This window comes from Citrobacter sp. MGH103 (assembly GCF_001034475.2).
Lineage (GTDB): Bacteria > Pseudomonadota > Gammaproteobacteria > Enterobacterales > Enterobacteriaceae > Citrobacter > Citrobacter freundii.
Map to the genome: position 1 here is coordinate 1,452,565 of NZ_CP073043.1, position 21,988 is coordinate 1,474,552.

At 53.3% G+C, this 21,988-nt stretch carries 25 protein-coding genes; 16 read left to right on the top strand and 9 right to left on the bottom strand.

The features are described 5' to 3' along the window. Positions 1–14 precede the first annotated feature (14 nt). Genes eutC through eutR form a run of 4 tightly spaced genes read left to right on the top strand, consistent with a single transcriptional unit; the run spans position 15 to position 3,232 of the window. Positions 15–905, top strand: coding sequence for an ethanolamine ammonia-lyase subunit EutC (eutC, locus tag SK33_RS06820; protein WP_003038033.1), 891 nt, complete (start codon positions 15–17; stop codon positions 903–905). A 9-nt stretch (positions 906–914) separates the two neighbouring features. Beyond that, positions 915–1,574, top strand: a complete 660-nt coding sequence (gene eutL, locus SK33_RS06825) for an ethanolamine utilization microcompartment protein EutL (protein ID WP_003838537.1) — start codon at positions 915–917, stop codon at positions 1,572–1,574. An 11-nt stretch (positions 1,575–1,585) separates the two neighbouring features. After that, entirely contained in the window at positions 1,586–2,131 is a 546-nt protein-coding gene (eutK, locus tag SK33_RS06830) for an ethanolamine utilization microcompartment protein EutK (RefSeq protein ID WP_048218371.1), read from the top strand. Positions 2,132–2,179: 48 nt separating this feature from the next. Beyond that, positions 2,180–3,232, top strand: coding sequence for an HTH-type transcriptional regulator EutR (gene eutR / locus SK33_RS06835; protein WP_003038041.1), 1,053 nt, complete (start codon positions 2,180–2,182; stop codon positions 3,230–3,232). A gap of 122 nt (positions 3,233–3,354) precedes the next feature. Here the strand turns inward: eutR and hemF are convergent, their stop codons facing one another. Next, a complete protein-coding gene (hemF, locus tag SK33_RS06840) occupies positions 3,355–4,254 on the bottom strand; it encodes an oxygen-dependent coproporphyrinogen oxidase (protein ID WP_048218370.1) in 900 nt (299 codons plus the stop codon). 2 nt (positions 4,255–4,256) lie between these two features. Then, positions 4,257–5,126, bottom strand: coding sequence for an N-acetylmuramoyl-L-alanine amidase AmiA (gene amiA / locus SK33_RS06845; RefSeq protein WP_003038046.1), 870 nt, complete (start codon positions 5,124–5,126; stop codon positions 4,257–4,259). A gap of 212 nt (positions 5,127–5,338) precedes the next feature. Between amiA and SK33_RS06850 the strand changes: the two genes are divergently transcribed. The 10 genes from SK33_RS06850 (at position 5,339) to cysM (ending at position 13,741) form a co-directional block, all read left to right on the top strand. Further along, positions 5,339–5,764: a GNAT family acetyltransferase gene (locus tag SK33_RS06850; protein ID WP_003038048.1), complete on the top strand. Its 426-nt coding sequence runs from the start codon at positions 5,339–5,341 to the stop codon at positions 5,762–5,764. Next, the gene (locus SK33_RS06855; protein WP_003038050.1) at positions 5,751–6,200 is read left to right on the top strand and encodes a DUF2919 domain-containing protein; all 450 of its coding nucleotides are present in this window, start codon (positions 5,751–5,753) and stop codon (positions 6,198–6,200) included. Before SK33_RS06850 ends, SK33_RS06855 begins: the two co-directional genes overlap by 14 nt. 59 nt (positions 6,201–6,259) lie before the next feature. Then, complete coding sequence (locus SK33_RS06860; RefSeq protein WP_016150735.1) at positions 6,260–6,835, top strand: RpoE-regulated lipoprotein; 576 nt, start codon at positions 6,260–6,262, stop codon at positions 6,833–6,835. A 93-nt stretch (positions 6,836–6,928) separates the two neighbouring features. Then, positions 6,929–7,828: a porphyrinogen peroxidase gene (gene yfeX, locus SK33_RS06865; protein ID WP_003838547.1), complete on the top strand. Its 900-nt coding sequence runs from the start codon at positions 6,929–6,931 to the stop codon at positions 7,826–7,828. 172 nt (positions 7,829–8,000) lie between these two features. Continuing rightward, positions 8,001–8,792, top strand: coding sequence for an SDR family oxidoreductase UcpA (ucpA, locus tag SK33_RS06870; protein WP_003038057.1), 792 nt, complete (start codon positions 8,001–8,003; stop codon positions 8,790–8,792). A gap of 157 nt (positions 8,793–8,949) precedes the next feature. Next, a complete protein-coding gene (gene cysP / locus SK33_RS06875; protein ID WP_048218368.1) occupies positions 8,950–9,966 on the top strand; it encodes a thiosulfate/sulfate ABC transporter substrate-binding protein CysP in 1,017 nt (338 codons plus the stop codon). After that, complete coding sequence (gene cysT / locus SK33_RS06880; RefSeq protein WP_003038061.1) at positions 9,967–10,800, top strand: sulfate/thiosulfate ABC transporter permease CysT; 834 nt, start codon at positions 9,967–9,969, stop codon at positions 10,798–10,800. Further along, positions 10,800–11,675, top strand: a complete 876-nt coding sequence (cysW, locus tag SK33_RS06885; RefSeq protein WP_003038064.1) for a sulfate/thiosulfate ABC transporter permease CysW — start codon at positions 10,800–10,802, stop codon at positions 11,673–11,675. Before cysT ends, cysW begins: the two co-directional genes overlap by 1 nt. Further along, entirely contained in the window at positions 11,665–12,762 is a 1,098-nt protein-coding gene (cysA, locus tag SK33_RS06890) for a sulfate/thiosulfate ABC transporter ATP-binding protein CysA (protein WP_003038066.1), read from the top strand. Before cysW ends, cysA begins: the two co-directional genes overlap by 11 nt. Positions 12,763–12,829: 67 nt before the next feature. Further along, entirely contained in the window at positions 12,830–13,741 is a 912-nt protein-coding gene (gene cysM / locus SK33_RS06895; RefSeq protein ID WP_003838552.1) for a cysteine synthase CysM, read from the top strand. A gap of 91 nt (positions 13,742–13,832) precedes the next feature. Here cysM and SK33_RS06900 read toward each other — a convergent pair whose 3' ends face one another. Both SK33_RS06900 and ptsJ read right to left on the bottom strand, forming a co-directional pair. Further along, a complete protein-coding gene (locus SK33_RS06900) occupies positions 13,833–14,549 on the bottom strand; it encodes a type 1 glutamine amidotransferase (RefSeq protein ID WP_048218366.1) in 717 nt (238 codons plus the stop codon). Between the two features lie 13 nt (positions 14,550–14,562). Then, a complete protein-coding gene (gene ptsJ / locus SK33_RS06905) occupies positions 14,563–15,855 on the bottom strand; it encodes a MocR-like B6 salvage transcription factor PtsJ (protein ID WP_048218364.1) in 1,293 nt (430 codons plus the stop codon). 82 nt (positions 15,856–15,937) lie between these two features. Between ptsJ and pdxK the strand changes: the two genes are divergently transcribed. Both pdxK and SK33_RS06915 read left to right on the top strand, forming a co-directional pair. Beyond that, positions 15,938–16,804: a pyridoxine/pyridoxal/pyridoxamine kinase gene (gene pdxK / locus SK33_RS06910; RefSeq protein ID WP_003838557.1), complete on the top strand. Its 867-nt coding sequence runs from the start codon at positions 15,938–15,940 to the stop codon at positions 16,802–16,804. Beyond that, positions 16,801–17,040, top strand: a complete 240-nt coding sequence (locus SK33_RS06915) for a hypothetical protein (protein ID WP_003038077.1) — start codon at positions 16,801–16,803, stop codon at positions 17,038–17,040. Before pdxK ends, SK33_RS06915 begins: the two co-directional genes overlap by 4 nt. A gap of 61 nt (positions 17,041–17,101) precedes the next feature. Here SK33_RS06915 and crr read toward each other — a convergent pair whose 3' ends face one another. The 5 genes from crr to cysZ form a co-directional block, all read right to left on the bottom strand. Next, positions 17,102–17,611 carry a PTS glucose transporter subunit IIA gene (crr, locus tag SK33_RS06920; protein ID WP_000522253.1) on the bottom strand — a complete coding sequence of 170 codons (510 nt, stop codon included), beginning with the start codon at positions 17,609–17,611 and terminating at the stop codon, positions 17,102–17,104. A 40-nt stretch (positions 17,612–17,651) separates the two neighbouring features. Further along, positions 17,652–19,379 carry a phosphoenolpyruvate-protein phosphotransferase PtsI gene (gene ptsI / locus SK33_RS06925; protein WP_044701750.1) on the bottom strand — a complete coding sequence of 576 codons (1,728 nt, stop codon included), beginning with the start codon at positions 19,377–19,379 and terminating at the stop codon, positions 17,652–17,654. Positions 19,380–19,424: 45 nt separating this feature from the next. Continuing rightward, entirely contained in the window at positions 19,425–19,682 is a 258-nt protein-coding gene (gene ptsH, locus SK33_RS06930) for a phosphocarrier protein Hpr (protein WP_003038086.1), read from the bottom strand. A gap of 383 nt (positions 19,683–20,065) precedes the next feature. Then, a complete protein-coding gene (gene cysK, locus SK33_RS06935) occupies positions 20,066–21,037 on the bottom strand; it encodes a cysteine synthase A (protein WP_003038091.1) in 972 nt (323 codons plus the stop codon). A 163-nt stretch (positions 21,038–21,200) separates the two neighbouring features. Further along, entirely contained in the window at positions 21,201–21,962 is a 762-nt protein-coding gene (gene cysZ, locus SK33_RS06940) for a sulfate transporter CysZ (RefSeq protein WP_003038094.1), read from the bottom strand. Between the last annotated feature and the right edge of the window lie 26 nt (positions 21,963–21,988).

A 21,988-nucleotide genomic window follows, 5' to 3' on the forward strand; every position in this document is an offset into this window, starting at 1 on the left:
GGGGATGACACACGATGGATCAAAAACAGATTGAAGAAATTGTACGCAGCGTAATGGCGTCAATGGGAGAGCCGCAGGTTCAAGCGCCATCAGCGGAAGTGAAATGCAGCACTACGCAGTGCGCCGCGCCGACCGGTGAAAGTTGTGCGATGGACTTAGGTTCAGCTGAAGCGAAAGCGTGGATTGGCGTTGAGAACCCGCACCGTGCAGAAGTGCTGACCGAACTGCGCCGTAGCACCGCTGCGCGTGTATGTACCGGTCGTGCCGGTCCACGTCCGCGCACTCAGGCACTGCTGCGCTTCCTGGCCGACCACTCGCGTTCGAAAGATACGGTATTGAAAGAAGTGCCGGAAGAGTGGGTAAAAGCCCAGGGACTACTGGAAGTGCGCTCGGAAATCAGCGACAAAAACCTGTATCTGACGCGCCCGGACATGGGACGTCGTCTGAGTGCGGAAGCCATTGAAGCACTGAAATCACAGTGTGTAATGAATCCGGATGTGCAGGTGATTATTTCTGATGGCCTGTCTACTGACGCCATCACCGCCAACTACGAAGAGATCCTGCCGCCGTTGTTGTCGGGCTTAAAACAGGCCGGATTGAAGGTCGGGACGCCGTTCTTTGTTCGCTATGGGCGCGTGAAAATTGAAGATCAGATCGGCGAACTGCTGGGTGCAAAAGCGGTGATCCTGCTGGTTGGTGAGCGTCCGGGCCTCGGCCAGTCGGAAAGTCTTTCTTGCTACGCCGTCTATTCGCCGCGTGTGGCAACCACCGTTGAGGCTGACCGTACCTGCATCTCGAACATTCACCAGGGCGGTACGCCACCGGTTGAAGCGGCGGCGGTGATTGTGGATTTGGCCAAGCGCATGCTGGAGCAAAAAGCATCCGGCATCAATATGACCCGTTAAGGAGGCATCATGCCAGCATTAGATTTGATTAGACCTTCAGTCACCGCGATGCGTGTGATTGCCTCGGTAAATGACGGTTTTGCCCGCGAACTTAAATTACCGCCACATATACGTAGCCTCGGACTCATCACAGCAGACTCTGATGACGTGGCGTATATTGCCGCAGATGAAGCGACAAAACAGGCGATGGTGGAAGTGGTTTATGGCCGCTCGCTGTATGCCGGTGCGGCGCACAGTCCCTCTCCAACCTCGGGCGAAGTGCTGATTATGCTCGGTGGACCAAACCCGGCCGAAGTTCGCGCGGGTCTGGACGCGATGGTGGCCAATATTGAAAGCGGTGCGGCATTCCAGTGGGCGAATGACGCAGAAGATACCGCCTTCCTGGCGCATGTGGTTTCGCGTACCGGTTCGTATCTTTCCGCGACCGCGGGATGCCGACTGGGCGATCCGATGGCGTATCTGGTAGCACCGCCGCTGGAAGCGACATTTGGTATTGATGCCGCGCTGAAATCTGCCGATGTACAACTGGTAACCTATGTACCACCGCCGTCAGAAACCAACTATTCAGCAGCGTTTTTGACCGGTAGCCAGGCCGCTTGTAAAGCCGCATGTAACGCCTTTGCCGATGCCGTTCTGGATATTGCCCGTAATCCAATCCAGCGCGCGTAAGAGAGGTAGTGATGATCAATGCACTGGGATTACTGGAAGTGGATGGCATGGTGGCTGCCGTGGACGCGGCCGATGCCATGCTGAAAGCCGCGAATGTGCGCCTGCTTAGCCACGAAGTGCTCGATCCTGGTCGGCTGACGCTGGTGGTGGAAGGCGATCTGGCGGCATGCCGAGCAGCGCTGGATGCTGGCAGTGCAGCTGCAGCGCGTACAGGCCGTGTTATCAGCCGTAAGGAAATAGGCCGGCCGGACGATGACACCCAGTGGCTGATCGGCGGTTTTAAACGCCAGCCGAAGAAACCAGACCCGAAGAAACCAGAGCAGAAGCCTGAAGTGAAGTCAGATGTGGCCCCAGAGAAGACGCAGGAAGCACCTGTGTCATCTGAATCCTCTGATGAATTGCTGGCGCTGTTAACATCGGTCCGTCAAGGAATGACGGCAGGGGAAGTGGCTGCCCACTTTGGCTGGTCACTTGATGAAGCCAGAAATGCGCTGGAACAGCTCTTTTCTGACGGAGCGTTGCGTAAACGCAGTAGTCGCTATCGCTTAAAAAATTAACCTGTCGGAGGGCCGGGGGCTTCGTTGAAGCTTCCGGCTTAAAAGATCATGAAAAAGAACCGTACTGCAAACTTGCACCATCTTTATCATGAAGTATTACCCGAAGACGTTAAATTGACGCCGAAAGTGGAAGTGGACAACGTTCATCAACGGCGGACAACGGATGTGTATGAGCACGCGCTGACGATTACAGCCTGGCAGCAGATCTACGACCAGCTGCATCCGGGAAAATTTCATGGCGAGTTCACGGAAATCCTGCTCGATGATATTCAGGTGTTCCGTGAATACACCGGACTGGCGCTGCGTCAGTCATGCCTTGTCTGGCCAAACTCATTTTGGTTTGGCATTCCGGCCACGCGCGGCGAGCAGGGATTTATTGGTACCCAGTGTTTGGGTAACGCTGAAATTGCCACCCGCCCAGGCGGGACGGAGTTTGAACTAAGTACGCCGGATGACTACACCATTTTGGGTGTCGTCATTTCTGAAGAGGCCATTGCCCGTCAGGCTAACTTCCTGCATAACCCGGAAAGGGTGTTGCATATGCTGCGCAACCAGTCGGCGCTGGAAGTGAAAGAACAACACAAAGCCGCGCTATGGGGCTTTGTGCAGCAGGCGCTGGCGACGTTTAGCGAAAACCCGGAAAACCTTCGCCAACCTGCGGTACGCAAAGTGTTGGGCGATAACCTGCTGCTGGCGATGGGGACTATGCTGGAAGAAGCGCAGCCGATTATGACTGCGGAGAGCATCAGCCATCAGAGCTATCGTCGCTTGCTGTCGCGTGCGCGAGAATATGTGCTGGAAAATATGTCAGAGCCGCTGACCGTGCTCGATTTATGCAATCAACTGCACGTTAGCCGCCGGACGTTGCAAAACGCCTTTCACGCGATCCTCGGTATTGGCCCGAATGCCTGGTTGAAACGTATTCGCCTGAACGCCGTGCGCCGTGAGTTGATAAGCCCGTGGTCGCAGAGTGCGACGGTGAAAGACGCCGCCATGCAGTGGGGATTCTGGCATTTAGGGCAGTTTGCTACCGACTACCAGCAACTGTTTGCGGAGAAACCGTCGTTGACGCTGCATCAGCGTATGCGCCAGTGGGCGTGATGGTATAGCTTGAGTAGGCCTGATAAGGCGTTAGCCGCCATCAGGCAATTGTGCTTGCTGCGCTGCCGGATGGCGACGCCTTGCGTCTTATCCGGCCTACGAATTGTGTCGCTATCAGGCCATTACACCCAGTCGCGGACCTGAATAAACTCGCTAAGGGCGGCTTCCGGGCTGTTCGCTTCTGGCTGCCAGTCATACTCCCAGCGTACCAGCGGCGGCATCGACATCAGAATCGATTCCGTGCGCCCGCCGGTTTGCAAACCGAATAATGTGCCGCGATCCCATACCAGGTTAAATTCCACATAGCGTCCGCGACGATAAAGCTGAAAATTGCGTTCACGCTCGCCCCAGCTCATTGCTTTGCGGCGCTCAACGATGGGCAAATACGCCTCGGTATAACCCTTTCCAACAGCCTGCATAAAGGCGAAGCAGTGCTCGAAATCTGGCGTATTCAAATCATCGAAGAACAGCCCGCCAATGCCGCGCTGCTCGTTGCGGTGCTTGAGGAAGAAGTAGTCATCGCACCACTTTTTGTAACGGGGATAAACATCTTCGCCGAACGGTTGGCATAGATCCCGCGCCGTGCGGTGCCAGTGAACTGCATCCTCATCAAAGCCGTAGTAGGGCGTTAAGTCAAAGCCGCCGCCAAACCACCACACCGGGTCGGCGCCCGGTTTCTCCGCGATAAAAAAACGTACGTTGGCATGGCTGGTCGGAATGTAAGGATTCTGCGGATGCACCACCAACGAGACGCCCATCGCTTCAAAGCTACGCCCGGCAAGCTCCGGGCGATGTGCAGTAGCCGAGGCCGGCATTGCATCGCCATGGACATGAGAGAAGTTGACGCCTACTTGCTCGAAAATACCGCCGTTACGCAACACTCGACTGCGCCCGCCGCCGCCCGCTTCGCGTTGCCAGTTATCCTCAACAAATTCGGTGCCGTCTATGGTGGATAACTGCTGACAAATCTCATCCTGCAGGTTGAGCAGGAACTGTTTTACGCGTTGTACATCGGGCTTCATGGTTAACGTTTCTTCGAGTGTGCTTTCTGGTTATCAAACCAGTGGAAATAGCTGATGATGCCATTGGCGATAGCGGTGGCGATTTTCTGACGAAACGCAGCCGTCCCCAGTAATCGTTCTTCTTCCGGGTTGGTGATGAACGAGGTTTCGACCAGGACCGACGGAATCGAAGGTGATTTTAGCACCACGAAGGCGGCTTGTTCCGTGCTGCGACTGTGCAGACGGTGTACCGGCTTGATCTTCTTAAGAATATGCGAGCCTAACGTCAGGCTGTTTTTAATGGTGTCAGTTTGCACCAGATCGAACAGCACCTGCTGCAACAAATGATCTTTGTCGGTGGCCTTCTTCCCGGCGACTTCATCGGCCCGGTTTTCACGATCGGACAGATATTTCGCCATGGCGCTACTGGCACCGCGATTGGATAAGGCAAAGACCGAAGCACCCGCAGCGCTCGGATTGGTAAAACCGTCGGCGTGGATCGACATGAAAAGATCTGCGCCATGTTTGTGGGCGATCTCGACGCGATCGTAGAGCGGAATAAACGTATCGCCGGAGCGGGTCAGGCGTGCATCAATCCCCTGGTTGCGTAGGATTGAGCGCACGTTTTTGGCAATCGCCAGCACCACGTGCTTTTCTTTCGATCCGTTGCGACCAATTGCGCCGGTATCAATCCCGCCGTGCCCCGGATCAAGAACAACAACACGCTTAGCGCCTGATTTTTTCGCTTTCGGTTTGCTGTGTCCATTACTGGTCTTTAGCGCTTCTTCTTTAGCGATGGCTTGCGACATGCCTGACAGCGTCAGGGCGGCCAGCCCGGCTTTCAGCACCTGGCGGCGCGATGTGAGTGTTTTTAGTGGTTTAAAAGTGCTCATACGGCCTGAGTTGTAAAAAAAAGGTTCTAAACGTTATATCGTATCGCGTAGTCCGTTGCGACGGATCGAGATAAGAATTGTTTTACTTTTCATTTCAATACGTGACAATTCCGTATTATGCCATTTTTTCCGCCGCTTCGCGTCAGATATTGGCTAAATCAGCCGTTCGCGCCATAATCGCTTTTTAACGTCCTGAAAAGGTAACCAATACCATGGAAATACGCGTTTTTCGCCAGGAAGATTTCGAAGAGGTGATCACCCTCTGGGAGCGTTGTGATTTGCTGCGTCCATGGAACGACCCTGAAATGGACATCGAACGTAAAGTCAATCATGACGTCAGCTTGTTCCTCGTCGCTGAAGTGAACGGTGAGGTGGTCGGTACGGTGATGGGCGGATACGACGGGCATCGCGGTTCCGCCTATTACCTGGGCGTGCATCCTGAGTTTCGCGGTCGCGGTATCGCTAATGCGCTACTCAACCGGTTGGAGAAAAAGCTCATTGCCCGCGGTTGCCCGAAGATTCAAATCATGGTGCGTGACGATAACGATGTCGTACAGGGCATGTATGAACGTCTGGGCTATGAACATGCGGATGTACTCAATCTGGGCAAGCGTTTGATTGAAGATGAAGAGTACTGAGTTTCATCCGGCCGACTATGACGGTCATGGGCGTCTTCGCCTGCCTTTTCTCTTCTGGTGCGTACTGTTGTTACAGGCACGCACCTGGGTTTTGTTTGTGATAGCCGGTTCTTCTCGTGAGCAGGGCAACACGTTGCTGAATCTGTTTTATCCCGATCATGACGCATTCTGGCTGGGTTTGCTCCCCGGCGTTCCCGCCGTGTTGGCGTTTTTACTCAGCGGGCGACGCTTTGCGTTTCCGGTAATCTGGCGCTGGCTGCGCGGATTATTGATTCTCGCTCAACTGGTGCTGCTGTGCTGGCAGCCGGTGATGTGGCTGACAGGCGATCCGCTCAACGGTGTCGGGCTGGCGCTGCTGGTGGCGGATATCGTCGCACTGATCTGGCTGTTAACCAATCAACGTCTGCGCGCCTGTTTTTCCCTTGAGAAAGAATAACGGCACTTTTTGGGGAAACCGGACTCCAAGCAACGTTGATAAATAAGGAAGGAAGTGAAATGAAATCACTGCGTTTGACTTTATGCGCGATGCCGCTGCTACTGGCCGGGTGTTCAACGTTGTCCTCGGTGAACTGGTCTGCCGCTAATCCGTGGAACTGGTTTGGTTCTTCAACGCAGGTCACAGAGCAGGGCGTCGGAGCGTTAACGGGCGCGACACCGCTGGATGAAAAAGCCATTGCTGATGCGCTGGACGGTGATTACCGCCTGCGTAGCGGGATGAAGACTGATAACGGAAATGTGGTGCGCTTCTATGAAGCGATGAAAGACGACAAGCTGGCGATAGTCATCAATGGCAGCCAGGGAACCATTAGTCGTATTGATGTGTTAGACCACGATATTTCGTCAGTCGCGGGTGTCGAAATCGGTACACCGTTTAGCGACCTTTACACTAAAGCTTTCGGTAATTGCCAAAAGGCAACCGGCGATGACAGCGCGGGCGTTGAGTGTAAAGCTGAAGGAAGTCAACATATTAGCTATATTTTTTCCGGTGAATGGAGCGGGCCTGAGGATATAATGCCGTCTGACGACACGCTGAAAGCGTGGAAAGTAAGCAAAATTATCTGGCGGCGTTAATTTGCGTCTGAACAAATCGGCTTGTTAAAAAAACAGGTAGAATAGCGCCAATCAATGCCACGATGTCGTGGCATCTTTTTTTCAGGAGGAACAATGTCTCAGGTTCAGAGTGGCATTTTGCCAGAACATTGCCGTGCGGCGATTTGGATTGAAGCCAATGTTAAAGGCGACGTTGAGGCCCTGCGTGCGGCCAGCAAAACCTTCGCCGATAAGCTGGCGACCTTTGAAGCTAAGTTCCCGGATGCGCATCTGGGCGCGGTTGTCGCTTTTGGCAACAACACCTGGCGTGCATTGAGCGGCGGCGTCGGTGCTGAAGAGTTAAAAGACTTTATCCCTTACGGTAAAGGTCTGGCACCAGCAACCCAATATGACGTGTTGATCCATATTCTCTCTTTGCGTCATGACGTGAATTTCTCCGTTGCGCAGGCGGCAATGGAAGCATTTGGCGACTGTATTGAAGTCAAAGAAGAAATCCACGGTTTCCGTTGGGTCGAAGAGCGCGATCTCAGCGGCTTTGTTGACGGTACGGAAAACCCGGCAGGCGAAGAAACGCGCCGTGAAGTCGCCGTTATCAAAGATGGTGTGGATGCCGGTGGCAGCTATGTGTTTGTGCAGCGTTGGGAACATAACCTGAAGCAGCTTAATCGCATGAGCATCCATGACCAGGAAATGATGATTGGTCGCACCAAGGAAGCCAACGAAGAGATCGACGGTGATGACCGTCCGGTCACCTCTCACCTGAGCCGTGTTGACCTCAAAGAAGACGGTAAAGGGCTGAAAATTGTACGCCAGAGCCTGCCATACGGCACTGCCAGCGGCACGCATGGTCTCTATTTCTGCGCCTACTGCGCCCGTCTGCACAACATTGAACAACAGTTGCTGAGCATGTTTGGTGACACCGACGGTAAGCGTGATGCAATGCTGCGCTTCACCAAACCGGTAACCGGCGGCTATTACTTTGCACCGTCGCTGGACCGTTTAATGGCGCTGTAATGGCGATCTGATCCTGTTATCGGCCACGAAATAGACATCCCCGCATCGTCGGGGATTTTTTTTACCTGAGATTAACCTGATTTAGTGAGCTATTCCTCAGCACTAATTTGTTATTGCTGTATCTTCTGCGTGAATGAAGCGAAGGCTTCATATTCAAAAGGAGAATATTGAAATGGGAAAACTCACGGGCAAAACAGCATTGATTACGGGCGCATCTCAGGGTATTGGCGAGGGTATCGCCAGAACGTTTGCCCGCCATGGTGCGAACTTAATTCTGCTGGATATCTCCGATGAGATTGAAAAACTGGCGGATGAGTTGGCTGGGCGAGGGCACCGTTGCACAGCCGTTCACGCTGACGTCAGAGATTTTGCGTCGGTCAAGGAAGCGGTGATGCGCGCGAAGCAGATTGAAGGCAAAATCGATATTCTGGTGAACAATGCCGGCGTATGCCGCCTCGGCAACTTCCTTGATATGAGCGATGAAGATCGCGATTTCCACATTGATATCAACATTAAAGGCGTCTGGAATGTGACGAAAGCCGTTCTGCCGGAGATGATTGCGCGCAAAGACGGGCGCATCGTGATGATGTCATCGGTGACCGGCGATATGGTTGCCGACCCGGGCGAAACGGCCTACGCACTGTCGAAAGCCGCAATCATCGGTTTGACCAAATCCCTGGCGGTAGAATATGCGCAGTCAGGCATTCGCGTTAATGCCATTTGCCCAGGCTACGTTCGTACGCCGATGGCGGAAAGCATTGCGCGTCAATCTAACCCGGAAGATCCTGAATCCGTTTTAGTCGAAATGGCGAAAGCGATCCCGATGCGTCGTCTGGCCTGTCCGCTTGAGGTCGGTGAACTGGCGGCGTTCCTGGCCTCGGATGAGTCCAGTTACTTAACTGGCACGCAAAACGTGATTGATGGCGGTAGCACCCTGCCTGAAAGCGTTAGCGTCGGCGTCTGATTGATGCCGGTCTCCTCCTCACTCGGTGTGGGGAGGGATTCTCTTATTCTCTTTTCAACTTTCAAATCATCAAACGGTATATAAAACCGTTACTCCTTTAGCACTGGTTATAAATATGATGACCATAAGAAAGTCATTAAATTTATAAGGGTGCGCAATGGCCGTTAACTTACTGAAAAAAAGAACACTGACGCTGGCAGCCATGCTGTTGCTGGTGGGGCAGGCGCAGGCAACGGAACTGCTGAACAGTTCATACGATGTTTCCCGTGAGCTTTTTGCCGCCCTTAATCCACCGTTTGAACAGCAATGGGCTAAGGATAACGGCGGTGACAAACTGACGATTAAACAATCTCATGCCGGGTCATCAAAACAGGCTCTGGCGATTCTGCAGGGGCTGAAAGCCGATGTGGTGACCTATAACCAGATCACCGACGTGCAGATCCTGCATGACAAAGGCAAACTGATCCCCGCCGACTGGCAAAGCCGCCTGCCGAATAACAGCTCGCCGTTCTATTCCACCATGGGTTTCCTGGTGCGTAAGGGGAACCCGAAAAACATTCATGACTGGAATGACCTTGTGCGTTCTGATGTGAAACTGATTTTCCCGAACCCAAAAACCTCCGGTAACGCGCGCTATACCTATCTGGCGGCGTGGGGTGCTGCGGATAAAGCTGACGGTGGTGATAAAACCAAAACCGAACAGTTCATGACCCAGTTTCTGAAAAACGTCGAAGTGTTTGATACCGGCGGTCGCGGTGCTACCACCACCTTTGCAGAGCGCGGTCTGGGCGATGTGCTGATCAGCTTCGAATCAGAAGTGAACAACATTCGTAAACAGTATGAAGCGCAGGGTTTTGAAGTGGTTATCCCGAAAACCAATATCCTCGCCGAATTCCCGGTGGCCTGGGTAGATAAAAATGTGCAAGCCAACGGTACTGAAAAAGCAGCTAAAGCGTACCTGACCTGGCTGTACAGCCCGCAGGCGCAAACCATTATTACCGATTTCTACTACCGCGTGAATAACCCGCAGGTGATGGACAAACAGCAAGATAAATTCCCGCAGACCGAATTGTTCCGTGTGGAAGATAAGTTTGGTTCGTGGCCTGAAGTGATGAAAACACACTTTGTCAGCGGTGGAGAGCTGGACAAACTGCTGGCGGCGGGGCGTAAGTAAATGTTTGCTGTTTCTTCCCGACGCGTGCTGCCCGGCTTCACTTTGAGCCTGGGTACAAGCTTACTGTTTGTCTGCCTGATATTGCTGCTGCCGCTGAGCGCGCTGGTGATGCAACTGGCGCAAATGAGCTGGGCGCAATACTGGGATGTGATTACCAATCCGCAGGTGGTGGCGGCTTATAAAGTGACGCTGCTGTCGGCGTTTGTGGCGTCGATTTTTAACGGCGTGTTCGGTTTGCTGATGGCGTGGATCTTAACCCGCTATCGCTTTCCTGGCCGTACGCTGTTGGATGCACTGATGGATCTGCCGTTTGCGCTGCCTACGGCGGTGGCGGGTCTGACGCTGGCGTCGCTGTTTTCGGTTAATGGCTTCTACGGCGAGTGGCTGGCGAAGCTGGATATCAAGGTGACCTACACCTGGCTTGGTATCGCGGTGGCGATGGCGTTTACCAGCATTCCGTTTGTGGTGCGTACCGTCCAGCCGGTGCTGGAAGAATTAGGTCCCGAATATGAAGAAGCGGCGGAAACGCTCGGTGCTACGCGCTGGCAGAGTTTCCGTAAAGTGGTGCTGCCGGAGCTGTCCCCCGCGCTGGTGGCGGGCGTTGCGCTTTCGTTTACCCGCAGCCTCGGTGAGTTTGGCGCGGTTATCTTTATCGCTGGGAACATCGCATGGAAAACGGAAGTGACCTCGCTGATGATTTTTGTTCGCTTGCAGGAGTTTGACTACCCGGCCGCCAGCGCGATTGCTTCTGTGATCCTCGGGGCTTCGTTGTTGCTGCTGTTTTCAATTAACACCCTGCAAAGTCGCTTTGGTCGACGTGTGGTAGGTCACTAATGGCAGACATTACCCAATTGAAACGCTATGGCGCGCCCCGCATCAACTGGGGGAAATGGTTTCTGATCGGCACGGGCATGCTGGTCTCCGCGTTTATTTTGCTGGTGCCGATGATTTACATCTTCGTGCAGGCGTTCAGCAAGGGATTAATGCCGGTATTACAGAACCTGGCGGATCCGGACATGCTGCATGCCATCTGGCTGACGGTGCTGATTGCGCTGATTGCGGTGCCGGTGAACCTGGTGTTTGGTGTGTTGCTGGCCTGGCTGGTGACCCGTTTTAACTTCCCAGGACGCCAGTTGTTGCTGACCTTACTGGATATTCCGTTTGCCGTCTCGCCGGTGGTTGCCGGCCTGGTGTATCTGCTGTTTTACGGCTCTAACGGTCCGCTGGGTGGATGGCTGGATGAGCATAACCTGCAAATTATGTTTGCCTGGCCGGGGATGGTGCTGGTGACGGTATTCGTGACCTGTCCGTTTGTGGTGCGAGAGTTGGTGCCGGTGATGTTAAGCCAGGGCAGCAATGAAGATGAAGCGGCTGTGTTGCTGGGCGCGTCCGGCTGGCAGATGTTCCGCCGCGTTACGCTGCCAAATATCCGTTGGGCGCTGCTGTACGGCGTGGTGTTGACCAACGCCCGTGCGATTGGCGAGTTTGGCGCGGTGTCGGTGGTTTCCGGCTCGATTCGCGGCGAAACCCTATCGCTACCGCTACAAATTGAATTACTGGAGCAGGACTACAACACGGTCGGCTCTTTTACCGCCGCGGCGCTATTAACGCTGATGGCGATTATTACCCTGTTTTTGAAGAGCATGTTGCAATGGCGTCTGGAGAACCAGGAGAAACGCGCGCAGCAGGAGGAAAATCATGAGCATTGAGATTGCCAATATTAAGAAGTCTTTTGGTCGCACCCAGGTGCTGAACGATATCTCGCTGGATATTCCTTCAGGTCAGATGGTCGCGCTGCTGGGGCCATCCGGCTCGGGCAAAACCACGCTGCTGCGCATTATTGCCGGGTTGGAGCATCAGTCCAGCGGGCATATCCGTTTTCACGGCACCGACGTCAGTCGTTTGCATGCTCGCGACCGTAAAGTGGGATTCGTATTCCAGCACTATGCGCTGTTTCGTCATATGACCGTTTTCGACAATATCGCGTTTGGTCTGACGGTCCTGCCACGGCGTGAGCGCCCGAATGCGGCGGCCATCAAAGCAAAAGTCACCAAACTGCTGGAGATGGTTCAATTGGCTCATCTGGCGGACCGCTTCCCAGCGCAGCTTTCTGGTGGGCAAAAGCAGCGTGTGGCGTTGGCGCGTGCGCTGGCGGTAGAGCCGCAGATCCTGCTGCTCGACGAGCCGTTTGGCGCGCTCGATGCGCAGGTACGTAAAGAACTGCGTCGTTGGCTGCGTCAGCTGCATGAAGAGCTGAAGTTCACCAGCGTGTTTGTTACCCACGACCAGGAAGAAGCGACGGAAGTTGCCGATCGCGTGGTAGTGATGAGTCAGGGTCATATCGAGCAGGCCGATGCACCCGATCAGGTATGGCGCGAACCAGCTACCCGTTTTGTCCTGGAATTTATGGGCGAGGTTAACCGCCTACAAGGAACGATTCGCGGTGGACAATTCCACGTGGGCGCACACCGCTGGCCGCTGGGTTATACGCCTGGTTATCAGGGACCGGTGGATCTGTTTCTGCGTCCGTGGGAAGTGGACGTCAGCCGTCGTACCAGCCTGGATTCGCCGTTGCCGGTACAGGTACTGGAAGCCAGCCCGAAAGGACACTACACCCAATTAGTTGTGCAACCGCTGGGGTGGTATAACGAACCGCTGACGGTCATCATGCAGGGCGATGATTCCCCAAGCCGCGGCGAGCGGCTGTTTGTCGGGCTGCAAAATGCGCGTCTGTATAACGGCGACCAGCGCATTGAAACGCGTGAAGAGGAACTTGCTCTGGCGCAAAGTGCCTGATAGGTTAAAAAGTATGTTTATCGCCCGGTAAGCGCTGCGCCCCCGGGCTTTTTTACGAGCTCAAAACGTGAACACATTAGAACAAACAATTGGCAATACGCCTCTGGTGAAACTACAACGTCTGGCGCCGGATAACGGCAGTGAAATTTGGGTCAAGCTGGAAGGCAATAATCCCGCGGGTTCGGTGAAAGACCGGGCTGCGCTGTCGATGATTGTCGAAGCGGAAAAACGTGGAGAAATTAAGCCTGGTGATGTACTGATCGAGGCTACCAGCGGTAATACCGGAATTGCTCTGGCAATGATCGCCGCGCTGAAGGGCTACCGCATGAAGCTGCTGATGCCAGACAACATGAGCCAGGAGCGCCGAGCGGCGATGCGTGCTTACGGGGCTGAACTGGTTCTGGTGACCAAAGAGCAGGGGATGGAAGGCGCGCGTGACTTAGCTCTTGAAATGGCGCAGCGCGGAGAAGGTAAACTTCTCGACCAATTTAATAATCCGGATAACCCGTACGCGCATTACACCACCACCGGACCGGAAATCTGGCAGCAGACGTCAGGTCGTATTACCCACTTTGTCTCCAGTATGGGAACAACAGGCACCATTACCGGTGTGTCGCGTTTTCTACGTGAGCAAGAAAAAGCGGTTACCATCGTGGGCCTGCAGCCGGAAGAGGGCAGTAGTATTCCGGGAATTCGCCGCTGGCCTGCGGAATATATGCCGGGCATTTTTAACGCCTCGCTGGTGGATGAGGTATTGGATATTCATCAGAACGATGCGGAAAACACCATGCGCGCGCTGGCGGTGAAAGAGGGTGTATTCTGCGGCGTTAGTTCCGGCGGCGCAGTAGCCGGAGCGATTCGCGTGGCCGAACAAAATCCGGGAGCGGTGGTGGTGGCGATCATCTGCGATCGCGGCGATCGCTACCTTTCAACCGGCGTGTTTGGCGAAGAGCACTTTAACCAGGGATCAGGGATTTAGTTTGTAGGCCTGATAAGCATAGCGCCATCAGGCAAACGTACGGCACGATCGCCGGATGACGACGTAAAGCGTCTTATCCGGCCAGCCATAATCAATCGTTACGTTTTTCCACAAGCTTATCAAGGAATTGCCACAGCTTCTCATTCATCTGCTGATAATCCCATGCGCGCATCTCTTCAACGGAGCGGATGAAGCGCTTGCCTTTAGCTTCCGCCAGTTCTTGTTCGGAGTGTTGAATAAGCCCTTCTATAGCATCAGCCGTAAATTCCATATGGCACTGAAAACCATAGACGAAATTACCGTATTGTACGATTTGTCGCGGGCAGCCCTCGCTTGTGGCGAGAATTGTCGCCTGGTCGGTTAATCCAGGCATATCGTTGTGCCAGTGACCGACGGTAAGCGGTGAACCAAAATGGCTGAACAACGGATGCTGTTGGCCTGCTTCGGTCAGGGTGATCGGGTAGTGACCAATCTCTTTTTCCGGACTCTGGCACACCTTCGCACCCAGCGCTTCGCCGATTAACTGTGAACCCAGGCAGATCCCCACCACAATTTTACGTGCCGCAATCGCCTGATTGATCAGATGCTGCTCGGCATGAGAATCAAAGTACGGACACTCTGCCAGCGTGGTTCGTGGTGACTGCGGATCGCCAAACACCACCAACATATCGAAGCCATCCGCGTTCGCAGGGACCGCTTCCCCGGCGTAAACGTGCGACCAGGTGATGGTATAGCCGCGTGATTCAGCCCACGGCAGATACGCGCCAGCAGATTCAAAAGACTCATGAATAACAAAATGAACTCGCACTTTTTCTCTCCTGTTAGCGCTTTAGCGCCTGATGGATATCAGTCGCCAGCTTATCAATGTCGCTGTCTGATAATGTTGACAGCGTAATGCGCAGGCCGTGGGCTGGCGTATTGACGCCAAACACTTCGCCTTCGCGTACCAGCCAGCCGGACTTTGCCAGCGCAAAAGCGATCGCCTGGCTGTTATCTTCCAGCGGTAGCCACATATTCAGACCGTCACCAACGGGCAACTTAATGCCATGTCGCCGCAGAGCTGCCGTCAACTTTTGCTGCTGGGCGGCGTAAAATTGCTGAGTTTGCGCCAGCGTGTGTTGGTAAGTCTCGTCATTCAGGCAGGCGCAGGCCAAATCCTGCAGCAGATGGCTGACCCACTGACTGCCGGAGTTAAGCCTTAAACGTAGCTTCCCTGAAGTGAGCGGATCGCTGGCCACAATGGCCAGGCGTAAATCTGGTCCTAACGTTTTTGACATCGAGCGGACAACCGCCCAGTGCGTGGTTTCCTTCGCAATCACCGGATACCAGTGGCAAGCAGATAGCAGCGCAAAGTGGTCGTCGACAATCACCAGCGTCTGCGGATAGCGGGCCAGAATTTCCTGCAATTGCGCCGCGCGTGAGGCGCTCAGGCTGCATCCTGTCGGGTTATGCGCGCGCGGTGTCAGAATTACTGCCCGCGCGCCTTTCTGTAGCGCGAGTTCCAGCTGGTCCGGCAGCATGCCTTCGCGGTCAACGCTGGCCGGGTTTGCTGAGAATCCAGCATAGCGCAGCATGTTGATGCTGCTTAAAAAGCATGGATCTTCTACGACAACGCTATCACCAGGCAGCAAATGGGCGCACAGTAGCCGTTCGATAGCATCAATGGCACCGCTGGTAATATCAATTTCCCCTTTGTCGGGCATTGCATTTTGCATCCATTCTGATGCCCACGCCTTAAGTCCAGGTGACACAGCGGCATCGCCGTACAAGCGCGGACTCTTATTTATCTTCGCAAAATAATCACTCAGGTCAGGAAGTCGCGAGGGCGCTGGATTACCGCCGGAAAGATCGATAAGCGGAGTATCCGGATTACCACCTTCCAGTGCTACGGGGGCAGTAATCCCCTTAATCACCGTACCGTTGCGTCCCAGGCTCTGTGCCAACCCGGAGGTGACCAGGCGTTTGTAAGCCGCCGCGACAGTATTGCGGTTGACGTTTAATTCCGTTGCCAGTTCCCGCACTGGCGGTAACGTTTCTCCCACTGCCAGCGTGCCTGTAGTGACATGTTGACGGATACTGTCAAAAATTTCGTTAGCGGTTTTTCCGTCGATCATTATTGACCTATGACAAAATGAATTTTAGCATATGACGATAATAGTGAGGCGTAGACCCGCTGTCCAGCGAGAGGAGAAATTTATGGAGCAGGAGAGTGATATCCAGTCAGTGCTCTTCGACGACACGCATCGGGCGTTACAGACCGATATCGTCGCCGTTCAGTCACAGGTGGTTTATGGCAGCGTAGGTAACAGCATCGCCGTCCCGGCCATTAAAGCGCAGGGGTTACGCGTGACGGCAGTACCTACGGTACTGTTCAGTAATACCCCGCATTATGAAACCTTCTACGGCGGCGTTATTCCAGCAGACTGGTTTAGCGGTTATCTCCGCGCCTTAAACGAGCGTGATGCCTTGCGCGAGCTAAAGGCGGTGACGACAGGGTACATGGGCAGCGCGGAACAAATCGCCTTGCTGGCACAGTGGCTGAAAACCGTTCTGACCACGCATCCGGACCTGTGCATTTTGGTCGACCCCGTGATTGGCGATACGGATAGCGGTATGTATGTTAAAGCCGAAATTCCGGAGGCTTATCGTCAGCACCTGCTACCGCTGGCTCAGGGGCTGACTCCAAATGTGTTCGAGCTGCAAATGCTGAGCGGAAAGCCGTGTCGTACGCTTGATGAAGCCATTACGGCGGCACAATCACTGCTCACCGACACCCTGAAATGGGTGGTGATCACCAGTGCGCCGGGGGATACGGAAGAGATTATTCATGTTGCGGTGGTGACGGCTGAAACGGTTGAGGTGTTAGCTCATCCGCGAGTGAAAACGGATCTGAAGGGGACTGGCGATCTGTTCTGTGCCGAGCTGGTGAGCGGCCTTGTGATGGGGAAAGCGCTGACGACCGCGACGCACGATGCTGCACAGCGGGTGCTGGACGTGATGACGTGGACGCACCAGTGCGGTTGTGATGAATTAATTCTGCCACCGGCAGGGGAGGCGCGATGAAGAGTTACCGGCTGGTAGTTCGCCAGAATGGGCGTATGGTTGGACACTTTGATACCTGCGGGACAGCGGCACTGGAAGATATCTGCGTGGCGCGGGCTATGTTCGGCATTGCGGGTGGTTACGACTGTGAGTTGTTAGTGGCGGATTCGGAACGACGGATGCTGGAGAGCGGGCCGGAGGGCATGAAAATCCTGATGCGCGAGGCGTGTTATCGCCCGGTGACTGCACACATTTAATGGCGGATGAAGTGTATAAAAAAATGGCGCCAATCGGCGCCATTTTTCTCTGCGGCAAGAATTACTTCTTGATGCGGATAACCGGGGTTTCACCCACGGTCACGCTACCGGACAGTTTGATCAGTTCTTTGATTTCGTCCATGTTGGAGATAACAACCGGAGTCAGGGTAGACTTGGCTTTTTCTTCCAGCAGCGGCAGATCGAATTCAATAACCGGGTCGCCCACTTTCACGCGCTGACCTTCTTCAGCGATGCGTTTGAAGCCTTCGCCTTTCAGTTCAACGGTATCAATACCGAAGTGAACAAACAGCTCAATGCCGCTGTCGGATTCGATAGAGAAAGCGTGGTTGGTTTCAAAGATTTTGCCGATGGTGCCGTCAACAGGAGCAACCATTTTGTTACCGGTTGGTTTGATAGCGATGCCATCACCAACGATTTTTTCAGCAAAAACTACATCCGGCACGTCTTCGATGTTGACGATCTCGCCAGAGAGCGGAGCAACAATCTCAATAGTTCCGGTGTCTTTCTTATCATCAGAAACCAGAGATTTCAGTTTATCGAACAAACCCATGATCTTCTCCTAAGCAGTAAATTGGGCCGCATCTCGTGGATTAGCAGATTGTTTTTTCTTCAATGAACTTGTTAACCAGCGTCATTAACTCGTCCGTTGTCGGTTGAGCAAGAGCCTGCTCTGCTAACACCTTCGCATCTTCGAAGTTCGTGTTACGGATAATCTTCTTAATGCGCGGGATAGAAATGGCGCTCATAGAGAATTCGTCCAGACCCATCCCCAGCAACAGAAGTGTAGCACGTTCGTCGCCTGCAAGCTCACCACACATGCCAGTCCATTTGCCTTCAGCATGAGAAGCATCAATAACTTGCTTGATCAGCGTCAGCACAGATGGCGACATCGGTTGGTAAAGGTGTGAAATCATATCATTACCACGGTCAACTGCCAGGGTGTACTGCGTTAAATCATTGGTGCCGATACTAAAGAAATCAACTTCTTTGGCTAAATGACGCGCAATTGTTGCCGCAGCCGGTGTTTCCACCATCACGCCAATCTCAATGCTCTCGTCAAATGCTTTACCTTCGTCGCGCAGTTCCTGTTTGTAGATTTCAATCTCTTTGCGCAGTGCACGCACTTCTTCAACAGAGATGATCATTGGGAACATAATGCGCAGTTTACCGAAAGCAGAGGCGCGCAGAATCGCGCGGACCTGGTCACGCAGGATCTCTTTACGATCCATGGCGATACGCACGGCACGCCAGCCCAGGAACGGGTTCTCTTCTTTCGGGAAGTTCATGTACGGCAGTTCTTTATCGCCGCCGATGTCCATGGTGCGAACGATGACCGCCTGAGAGCCACAGGCTTCAGCAACGGCTTTATACGCAGCAAACTGTTCTTCTTCAGTTGGCAGCGAATCACGGTCCATGAACAGGAATTCGGTGCGGTACAGACCCACACCTTCAGCGCCGTTACGTTCAGCGCCTTCAACGTCACGAACGGTACCGATATTGGCGCAAACTTCAACCTGATGTCCGTCCAGCGTGATAGCCGGCAGATCTTTCAGCTTAGCGAGTTCCGCTTTCTCGGTTGCAACCTGCTCCTGAACGGCACGCAGTTGCTCGATAACGTCGTTGGTCGGATTGACGTAAACCTGATTGTTTACGGCATCCAGAATCAGATAGTCGTCGTTTTTAACCTGAGAGGTGACGCTACCCGTACCGACGATGGCAGGCAGTTCCAGAGAACGCGCCATGATAGAGGTATGGGAAGTACGTCCGCCCGCGTCAGTAATGAAACCCAGCACCTTGTTCAGGTTCAGCTGTGCGGTTTCTGACGGGGTCAGGTCTGCGGCTACCAGGATAACTTCTTCCTGAATAGCGCTCAGATCGATAATTGCCAGACCCAGGATGTTACGCAGCAGGCGTTTACCGATGTCACGTACGTCAGCCGCACGTTCTTTCAGGTATTCATCATCCAGCTCTTCCAGGGCTGTGGCCTGACCTTCGATAACTTCATGCGCGGCTGCATCAGCCGTCATGTGCTTATCTTTAATCAGGGCTATGATTTCCTGCTCCAGCTCCTCATCTTCGAGCAGCATGATATGCCCTTCAAAGATGGCTTCTTTTTCTTCACCGAACGTTTCACCAGCTTTGGTTTTGATCGCTTCCAGTTGCGCAGATGCCTTGGCACGACCGCTCAGAAAACGTTCAACTTCCTGATCAACCTTGTCGGCAGAAATTTTTTTCCGGTCAATGACGATTTCGTCTTCTTTCAGTAGCAATGCTTTACCGAAAGCGATACCCGGGGATGCTAAAATGCCTGAAATCATAACCCTACCTTACTTGTGACTGATATTTAAAAGAACTCGTTGAACTTACTCGAGTTCAGCCATCAGTTTAACCAGATGCTCAACTGCTTTCTGCTCGTCTTCACCTTCTGCGGACAGGGTAACAACGGTACCCTGAGTCAGGCCCAGAGTCTGCAGTTTAAACAGGCTTTTGGCGCTAGCGCTTTTGCCGTTGGAAGTCACAGTAATATCAGAAGTAAAGCCTTTTGCTTCTTTAACAAACTGAGCAGCAGGGCGAGTATGCAGACCGTTCGGAGCGGTAATGGTAACTTCTTGCTGGAACATTATATTTCCCCAACTTATAGGTTTAGTGTTGTGGAACTAAAGTCTAGCCTGGCGGTTCAACTTTAGCCTGTATTGTTAGCATCGGCGTAAACTGGACGCGACACAAAAGGAGTTCGGTGCAATCCGTTGCTGGCAACTTCTTGCCGCTGACGTTTCGTTCGTCATTAAACATTATGCCGCGAAAGGAAGAGTTGAACCAAATCATAAAATCGATTCAGCTAGCGCTTTTCCTGTAACGATTAATTTCGCGCATCAAAATAATTAGCTTGGTTAAATACCAGTTCTGGTGGGTTGAATCAATGCCAGGCGAGTTGAAACTTTGAAGCAGGCCACAAAAAAGCACCCAAATGGGTGCTTTTTTACGCGTTTTTAACATGCTGGCATTACTGTTGCAGTTCTTTCTCTGTGAAGAGATCGGCAAACAGTGCAGTGCTCAGATAACGCTCACCCGATGACGGTAGAATAACCACTATATTCTTATTGGTAAAGGTTTCATCTTCCTGCAGCTTAAGCGCGGCAGCAACAGCAGCGCCGGAAGAAATGCCCGCCAGAATACCTTCTTCTTCCATCAGGCGACGCGCAGTAGAGATTGCTTCATCATTGGTGATGGCGACGACTTTATCGATAAGTTTCAGATCAAGGTTGCCTGGAATGAAACCCGCGCCAATCCCCTGAATTTTATGTGGGCCCGGTTTAAGTTCTTCACCCGCCAGCGCCTGGGCGATAACCGGGGAGTCGGTAGGTTCAACCGCGACGGTGATCAGATCGGTTTTGCCTTTAGTGCCTTTGATATAACGGGTCACACCAGTCAATGTACCGCCGGTACCTACGCCGGAAATAAAGACATCAACCTGGCCATCGGTATCTTCCCAGATTTCCGGGCCGGTGGTTTTTTCGTGAATTTCCGGGTTCGCCGGGTTGCTGAACTGCTGCAGCAGCAGGAACTTCTCCGGATCGCTGGCGACAATTTCTTCCGCTTTCTGGATTGCACCCTTCATCCCTTTTGCGCCTTCGGTCAGCACCAGGTTCGCACCCAGAGCTTTCAACAGCTTGCGGCGCTCAATGCTCATCGTTTCCGGCATGGTCAGAGTCAGTTTGTAACCGCGGGCTGCGGCAACGTAGGCTAGCGCAATCCCCGTGTTGCCGCTGGTCGGTTCTACCAGCTCAACACCCGGTTTCAGTACACCACGTTTTTCGGCATCCCAAATCATATTGGCACCGATACGGCATTTGACGCTAAAGCTCGGGTTACGAGATTCCACCTTCGCCAGAATGCGTCCGTTACCGATACGGTTCAGTCGAACCAGCGGCGTATGACCGATAGTCAGCGAGTTGTCTTCAAAAATCTTACTCATGGCCTGTCCTTAACTGTATGAAATTGGGATACCGCTTCAGCATACCTGTTGAGAAAGTATGGGGAAGTAAGGAAATCGCATATCTATATGCTGATGGGAAATAATGCCTTGCAGTATGGAATAAGAGCGGGCATAAGCCAGCCCGCTTTTACACATTTTTGCATTACTTCCATAACGCGTGCTTAGCACGATAGCAGTCTACCCACATCGCCGTGGCACCACAAACCGCGACCGGCATGATGAACAGATTGAGCACCGGAATCATGGTGAACAAACTGGTTAATGCGCCAAATTGCATATTGGTGACCTTGCGTGTACGCAGCGCGACGCGCATCTCCTTAAAAGGCACCTTATGGTTATCAAACGGATAATCGCAGTACTGAATGGCCAGCATCCATGCGCTGAACAGGAACCACAGCACCGGGGCGACGGTCTGCCCAATACCCGGAATGAAATAGAGGATCAGCAACACGATGGCGCGCGGGAGATACCACGCCAGCTTTTGCCATTCACGTTTCATAATACGGGGAACATCTTTCATGATGCCGAGAACGCCGGTGTCAGGCGGTGTTGCGCCCGTTAAGCGCGCTTCCAGTTGTTCAGCCAGCAGACCGTTAAACGGTGCGGCAATCCAGTTGGCTATGGTGGAAAACAGGTAGCCGAACACCAGTAGTACGGAGATAGTGACAATCGGCCACAGCAAGTAGCTGAGCCACTGAAGCCAGTCAGGGACGTGACTCATCAGCGAGGGGATCCAGCTATCGAGTTGTGTGAATAGCCACCAGAATGCGCCGCCCATCAGCAGGATATTCACCAGCAAAGGCAGGATGACAAAGCGACGAATGCCCGGTTGGGTGATGAGCTTCCATCCCTGTGAAAAGTAATAAAGGCCGCTGCGAGGTACGACTGCAGATGATGAAACCATGGTCAGGACATACTCCTTGTTATATA

Coding starts and splice junctions, on each gene's coding strand:
- yfeX (WP_003838547.1), top strand. CDS start 6,929: ATGTCTCAGGTTCAGAGTGGCATTTTGCCAGAACATTGCCGTGCGGCG.
- cysW (WP_003038064.1), top strand. CDS start 10,800: ATGGCAGACATTACCCAATTGAAACGCTATGGCGCGCCCCGCATCAAC.
- cysP (WP_048218368.1), top strand. CDS start 8,950: ATGGCCGTTAACTTACTGAAAAAAAGAACACTGACGCTGGCAGCCATG.
- ptsI (WP_044701750.1), bottom strand. CDS start 19,379: ATGATTTCAGGCATTTTAGCATCCCCGGGTATCGCTTTCGGTAAAGCA.
- eutK (WP_048218371.1), top strand. CDS start 1,586: ATGATCAATGCACTGGGATTACTGGAAGTGGATGGCATGGTGGCTGCC.
- cysZ (WP_003038094.1), bottom strand. CDS start 21,962: ATGGTTTCATCATCTGCAGTCGTACCTCGCAGCGGCCTTTATTACTTT.
- eutC (WP_003038033.1), top strand. CDS start 15: ATGGATCAAAAACAGATTGAAGAAATTGTACGCAGCGTAATGGCGTCA.
- hemF (WP_048218370.1), bottom strand. CDS start 4,254: ATGAAGCCCGATGTACAACGCGTAAAACAGTTCCTGCTCAACCTGCAG.
- eutR (WP_003038041.1), top strand. CDS start 2,180: ATGAAAAAGAACCGTACTGCAAACTTGCACCATCTTTATCATGAAGTA.
- cysT (WP_003038061.1), top strand. CDS start 9,967: ATGTTTGCTGTTTCTTCCCGACGCGTGCTGCCCGGCTTCACTTTGAGC.
- eutL (WP_003838537.1), top strand. CDS start 915: ATGCCAGCATTAGATTTGATTAGACCTTCAGTCACCGCGATGCGTGTG.
- SK33_RS06860 (WP_016150735.1), top strand. CDS start 6,260: ATGAAATCACTGCGTTTGACTTTATGCGCGATGCCGCTGCTACTGGCC.
- pdxK (WP_003838557.1), top strand. CDS start 15,938: ATGGAGCAGGAGAGTGATATCCAGTCAGTGCTCTTCGACGACACGCAT.
- crr (WP_000522253.1), bottom strand. CDS start 17,611: ATGGGTTTGTTCGATAAACTGAAATCTCTGGTTTCTGATGATAAGAAA.
- cysA (WP_003038066.1), top strand. CDS start 11,665: ATGAGCATTGAGATTGCCAATATTAAGAAGTCTTTTGGTCGCACCCAG.
- ptsJ (WP_048218364.1), bottom strand. CDS start 15,855: ATGATCGACGGAAAAACCGCTAACGAAATTTTTGACAGTATCCGTCAA.
- amiA (WP_003038046.1), bottom strand. CDS start 5,126: ATGAGCACTTTTAAACCACTAAAAACACTCACATCGCGCCGCCAGGTG.
- cysK (WP_003038091.1), bottom strand. CDS start 21,037: ATGAGTAAGATTTTTGAAGACAACTCGCTGACTATCGGTCATACGCCG.
- SK33_RS06850 (WP_003038048.1), top strand. CDS start 5,339: ATGGAAATACGCGTTTTTCGCCAGGAAGATTTCGAAGAGGTGATCACC.
- SK33_RS06855 (WP_003038050.1), top strand. CDS start 5,751: ATGAAGAGTACTGAGTTTCATCCGGCCGACTATGACGGTCATGGGCGT.
- SK33_RS06915 (WP_003038077.1), top strand. CDS start 16,801: ATGAAGAGTTACCGGCTGGTAGTTCGCCAGAATGGGCGTATGGTTGGA.
- ucpA (WP_003038057.1), top strand. CDS start 8,001: ATGGGAAAACTCACGGGCAAAACAGCATTGATTACGGGCGCATCTCAG.
- ptsH (WP_003038086.1), bottom strand. CDS start 19,682: ATGTTCCAGCAAGAAGTTACCATTACCGCTCCGAACGGTCTGCATACT.